At 27.1% G+C, this 5,219-nt stretch carries 7 protein-coding genes and 1 pseudogene; all 8 read left to right on the top strand.

Annotated elements, in window-relative coordinates:
* Nucleotides 1-1,199: pseudogene (locus OO775_RS12470) on the top strand (hypothetical protein); the annotation flags it as partial.
* Entirely contained in the window at nt 1,169-1,675 is a 507-nt protein-coding gene (locus OO775_RS12465) for a hypothetical protein (RefSeq protein ID WP_264847535.1), read from the top strand. The pseudogene OO775_RS12470 and the gene OO775_RS12465, both read left to right, overlap by 31 nt.
* 76 nt (nt 1,676-1,751) lie before the next feature.
* Nucleotides 1,752-2,561 (top strand): hypothetical protein, encoded by an 810-nt coding sequence (locus OO775_RS12460; RefSeq protein ID WP_264847534.1) that lies wholly within the window; start codon nt 1,752-1,754, stop codon nt 2,559-2,561.
* Nucleotides 2,531-3,031: a hypothetical protein gene (locus OO775_RS12455; protein ID WP_264847533.1), complete on the top strand. Its 501-nt coding sequence runs from the start codon at nt 2,531-2,533 to the stop codon at nt 3,029-3,031. The genes OO775_RS12460 and OO775_RS12455 overlap by 31 nt, the downstream gene beginning before the upstream one ends.
* A 119-nt stretch (nt 3,032-3,150) precedes the next feature.
* Nucleotides 3,151-3,804: a hypothetical protein gene (locus tag OO775_RS12450; RefSeq protein ID WP_264847532.1), complete on the top strand. Its 654-nt coding sequence runs from the start codon at nt 3,151-3,153 to the stop codon at nt 3,802-3,804.
* Nucleotides 3,791-4,102, top strand: coding sequence for a hypothetical protein (locus OO775_RS12445; protein ID WP_264847531.1), 312 nt, complete (start codon nt 3,791-3,793; stop codon nt 4,100-4,102). Before OO775_RS12450 ends, OO775_RS12445 begins: the two co-directional genes overlap by 14 nt.
* An 87-nt stretch (nt 4,103-4,189) precedes the next feature.
* A complete protein-coding gene (locus tag OO775_RS12440; protein WP_264847530.1) occupies nt 4,190-4,696 on the top strand; it encodes a hypothetical protein in 507 nt (168 codons plus the stop codon).
* Nucleotides 4,697-4,797: 101 nt separating this feature from the next.
* Nucleotides 4,798-5,076, top strand: a complete 279-nt coding sequence (locus OO775_RS12435) for a hypothetical protein (protein ID WP_264847529.1) — start codon at nt 4,798-4,800, stop codon at nt 5,074-5,076.
* The last annotated feature ends 143 nt before the right edge of the window (nt 5,077-5,219 follow it).

Here is a 5,219-nt window from a genome sequence, read left to right as displayed (position 1 = left end):
ATGAGGAAGCCGAAGAGGTAATTATTGAAGCAACCAACGGCGATTTGGAACTTGTAAGCCCAAAAAAAGTAATAATACAAGGGTTAGGAAATGGGAAAGGTGATGATAAAAGCAAGAAAGCTCAACTTTTAATTGTAAAAGTAGAGGGCAAAGATAGTGCTAAACCCTATGAAAAAGTAACTTATAAAGTAACTAAATACAATCAAGAAAAAGTTTCTGAAAATGACAAAAAACGCATTCAATGGGCGATAAAAATAGATGATAAGCAGGAAGTTTTAAAAGAAAAAGGCGAAAAGCTTGTTTTAACGATAAAAGAAGAATGGGCAGGCAAAGAAATTATTGTGATGCCGTTTTTGGTAAAACCTGACGAGAAAAAAGTGAGTAAAAAGGTAAAAGTTATTGTAAAAATGGCTATTATCTTTGTAAATGGATATTGGAATACGGGAAAAACTGCTGGGAAAGCCGTTAAAAAGATAAGCGAAAAATTGGGTAAAAATATAGAAGAAATTATACAAGAAAATGCAGGAGATAAATTTGGAAAAGAATATTGGGAGAATGGATTTAGAGATAAAACTTTTAAGTATTTTAAAAGAAGAGTAAAAGAATCTTATAATTTTGAAATTGCAGATGATAAATATATCGAACCTATTTATATAGATGGAGCAGATGTTTGGAGTTCGACAGGAAAACTTCGTTTTGATAAAGGTGTAAAAGAAACATTATCAGTTCAATTTAAAAAAGATTTGTTAGATAAAAGTATTTTAGATGCCGAAGGTAAGAAGCTGTCCCCCATTTATATAGTAAGCCATAGTATGGGGGGAGCCCACGCCGAAGGTATCGTACAAGGATTATTGAAACAAGGAATAGAGGTAGATAGGGTTTTACATTTTTCTCCGGCGGACAACAAAGATTTTAAAATAACTTTGCCTAACAAGACCTATCAGATAAATATATTGCCAGATATTGTTTTGATGTATAAAAATTTTGATGATGTTATGGGAACTTTACCTGAAAAAATATGGAATGATATTAGAGATATTTTTTCAGAAAAAGAAAAATTAGAAAAAAATGCATATCAAATAAAAGGTCTTAAAAATGAACATTTTAAACTAAAAATTTCTAATGAAACAACGATGGCAAATCATTATTATACAAAATCAATAGAAGTATGGGAATTGGTAGAATTTTTAAAAGAATAGCACTCATTATAGCTATTTTAGGAATAGCAGGTGTGATATTTTTTATTGTTTTAATTAGTTTAATTCGCCTTGATTTTCGTAAAGAATTAGACATTCCTATAAGTAAAAAAGAAAAGGAATTATTTGAGGAGATAGAAGATGAAATAGGATTTGTGGCTGACACTTCTAGTCGTTATATTTATAGAGAAGAATGTTGTAATTATGAACTTGTTTACAATATAGAATTTTATAATAAAGGAGGAGAAGAATGTACAGATAGTATTTTTAGAAAACAAAGTATAAAATTTTATGATTTTGTAAAAAAAGATACTATATTATCAAAATTAAGTAAGAAAAAAAATATTGTTATTCGTATTGAATATAAAAAAAATAATATATATTATATAAAAATACTAAAAAACAAGCATTTTCTTTATCATTGGAGTGAAGGAGATACCATTTTTTTAAATAAAGGGGCTATAATAAAAGACAGGTAAAGAAATTATCGTAATACCTTATTTGGTAAAACCTGATGAAGAAAAGGTGAGTAAAAAGACGAAAATAATTGTAAAGATGGCTATCATTTTTGTTAATGGTTATTGGAACACAGGTAAGACTGTAGGAAATAAGGTAGGAAAAATAAATGAAAAATTAGGTAAAAGTATAGAAGAAATAATCAGAGATAATACAGGAGATAAATTTGGAGAAGCGTATTGGATGTTAGGTTTTAAAATTAAGGCTTTTGAGTATTTTAAAAGAAGATTAAAAGAAATGTATAATTTTGAAATTCCTGAAGATTATCAAACACTTAATAAAAAATATATAAAAGACATTTATATAGACGGAGCAGATGTTTGGAGTTCAACGGGACAGCTTCGCTTTGATAAGGGTTTTAAAGAAGCTATGTCTGATAAATTTAAGACAGATTTGAAAGATAAAGGAATTTTAAGCATAGAAAATAAAAAACAAGCTCCAATATTTGTGGTAAGCCATAGTATGGGTGGAGCTCACGCCGAAGGAATAGTTCAAGGTCTTTTAACACAAGGTATAGAGGTAGATAGAGTGTTGCATTTCTCTCCTGCGGATAATAGAGATTTTAAAATAACTTTGCCCAACAAAACATATCAGATAAATATATTACCTGATATTGTTTTGATGTATAAAAATTTTGATGATGTTACGAGTACTTTACCTGAAAAGATATGGGATGGTATTAGAGATATTTTTTCAAAAAAAGAAACTTTAGAAAAGAATTCATATCAAATAAATGGTCTTAAAAATGAACATTTCAAACTAAAAATATCTAGTACGACAACGAACGCAAATCATTATTATACAAAATCAATAGAAGTATGGGAATTGGTAGAATTTTTAAAAGAATAGCACTCATTATAGCAATTTTAGGAATAATTGGTGTGATACTTTTTATTGTTTTAATTAGTTTAATTCGCCTTGATTTTCGAAGTGAGTTAGCTCCTATAAGTAAAAAAGAAAAGGAATTATTTGAGGAGATAGAACAGGAAACGGGGTTTGTGGCAGATACAACATCTCGTATTTTTACCAAAGAAAGATGTTGTAACCACACAATAGAATATAGTATTGATTTTTATCTTGATGAAAATAATAAATCATTTATTAACAAAGAGGAAAAACATATAAATAGTATTTTAGAAGAAAAATCCATTAACCTGTATAAAATAGCACAACATATAAAATTAGATAAAAACCAAAAAATGTATTTTTGTATTAAATATCACAAAGAAAAGGAAAGTACTTATCTGTACTTTATAGAAAAAACAGATAAGTATGTTTTATATAATTGGAATAAAAAAGATACTATTTTTCTAAAATAAAAGGCGAGAAATTAGAACTTTCCATTAAAGAAGAATGGGCAGGCAAGGAAATTATTGTGATGCCGTTTTTGGTAAAACCTACAGAAGAGGTAAGTAAAAGAGCGAAAATATCTGATACAATGAATTATATTGTTATTCCTGAAAGAGGAATAATAAAAAAGGATTTTTCTAAAAAAACTCAAATGGAGAAATACAAAATTAATGGAAGAAACTCCTCTGAAATAACTATAAAAAGGTTGTTAAAACAAGAAAAATTTAATAATGTAGCTGTAGAGGCAGGTATAAAGAAAATCACAGATGATTACAATGGAAAATATAATTGTAATTTTCCTGACGATTATTATGTAACATTTGGAAGATTGTTTTTTGAAATAAATTATTCTCAATATGTAAAAATAAAAAATACTCCAAAATATTTAGCAATAGCGTATGCTTTATCTAAATCTTGTAAACTTGTTGATGGAGATGAAGGTTTCTTAAATGGATTAGGAGCTCCCTTATTTCATATTTATGAAAATGTTGTTCGAAGAAATAATGATACAGGATTAGATAAATTATTACATTTTTTGTATAGTGCTTACTACTCTTATGTTAATGGTCCTACAAAATCTACAATATTGGGAATAATGAAAGAATTTTTTAAAGATGAAGTTATTAGTTGGTTTAATGATAAAGAAAAAGGTTGGGATGATAAAGATATGGAAGCAAATAAAAGAGGAGTAGATTTTGGAATGGAATTAACCATAAAAGTTCTAAATAATGAAACTATATAAAATAATATTTTTATTTTGGATTTACAATATTTTTGCGATATTTCAGTTCTCTTGGATGGCTGGAAGTTGGTTTGATACAGAAAATCTGATGCAACGAATAGATTATGAAATATACAAAACACCTCTGTGGCAATATCAAGTGTATTACATATTGTTTGGGGTGTATGTAGTTATTTGTTCTTTGTTATTATACTTTTGGCAAAAGAAGATAAGAGATACTGAAGGGGCGCTAATTATTTGGGTGTTACATATTATATGGACATTATTTTTTATATTAGGCTGGATAATTGCTATTTAAAAAATATGTTTTTGTTCTGTAACACTTGTGAGGCTGCATACCTTTTATTACAATAATAGAAAAAGAAGAAGTTTTAAAATTTAAGATATGATAAAATTTGTATTGATGATATTTTTAGTTTTTGGGATTACTTCTTGTAGTGATTTCAATCCTAATAAACCTACAACTTTTTGTCAAATAGAGGATATTGTTTATGTGGTTAATAATGTTCCTAATGACACTTTACTATTAAAAAAAGAGATTGAAAAATTAATTTTTCAATCTCAATATTTAGATAGTTTAAAGAAAAAGGAGGAAAAAGAAAAAGTATTTTTATTTTATAAAGGAGATAAATATTTAACTTGCAATTTTAAAGAAGGGGAACCTTATAAAATAGTACCTAAGCATATGACTTTGGATACGATTCAAGATTTGAGAAATCATACAGAAATTGCACGGATTCATTTTACTCAATCGGTTTCTAAGGTTTGGTATTATAATTATTGGCTACGCTCTTCCAAAGAGTATGATTTAGTTGAAAATTCAAAAAGGTTAAAGTTCAAGGACATAGATTCTCTATTTAGAGCAAAACAAAAAGAGTATGGTATTAAATAATATAAGGTTTTGTTCATGATTTATTTTGCAACATTTACGAGGCTATAGACCTTTTGTTACAATAATGAAAAAAGATATAAAAATTTTACTAGAGTATAGAGATGAAAATTCAAACTATAAACCTAAATTTATATATCAAGAGTAAGTTATTATTTCCCATACTGGGAGTGCTTGTAGGTATTTTGTTTTCTCTTTGTGAAGCAATGGTTTCTTACAGTGATACAGCTTCTCCAAGTGAGCCTGTAAAAGAAATATTTTTCAATGCAATATCAAATAATTTCTTCAATGAAAATACATTAGTTTATGTATCTATTGGTATAGGAACTGGATTACTATTAAATCTTATAATAAGTATATTAAATAGAAAGAGAAGAGATTAAAAAAGCATAATATTTAGGAAGCAAGAAACTTATTCTAAATATAAAAAAGAATGGAGTATAAAAAAATATACTAATACTTTTCTTAAAAAATCTAAGAAACAACTTAAAAATAACATTACTCAAAAAACTTATTATGGCAGTAG

Origin of the sequence: Capnocytophaga catalasegens, assembly GCF_026005215.1 — a bacterium.
GTDB classification, from domain to species: domain Bacteria; phylum Bacteroidota; class Bacteroidia; order Flavobacteriales; family Flavobacteriaceae; genus Capnocytophaga; species Capnocytophaga catalasegens.
The sequence above is the reverse complement of the archived record's forward strand: the minus strand, read 5'-3'. Positions and strand labels throughout refer to the sequence as shown.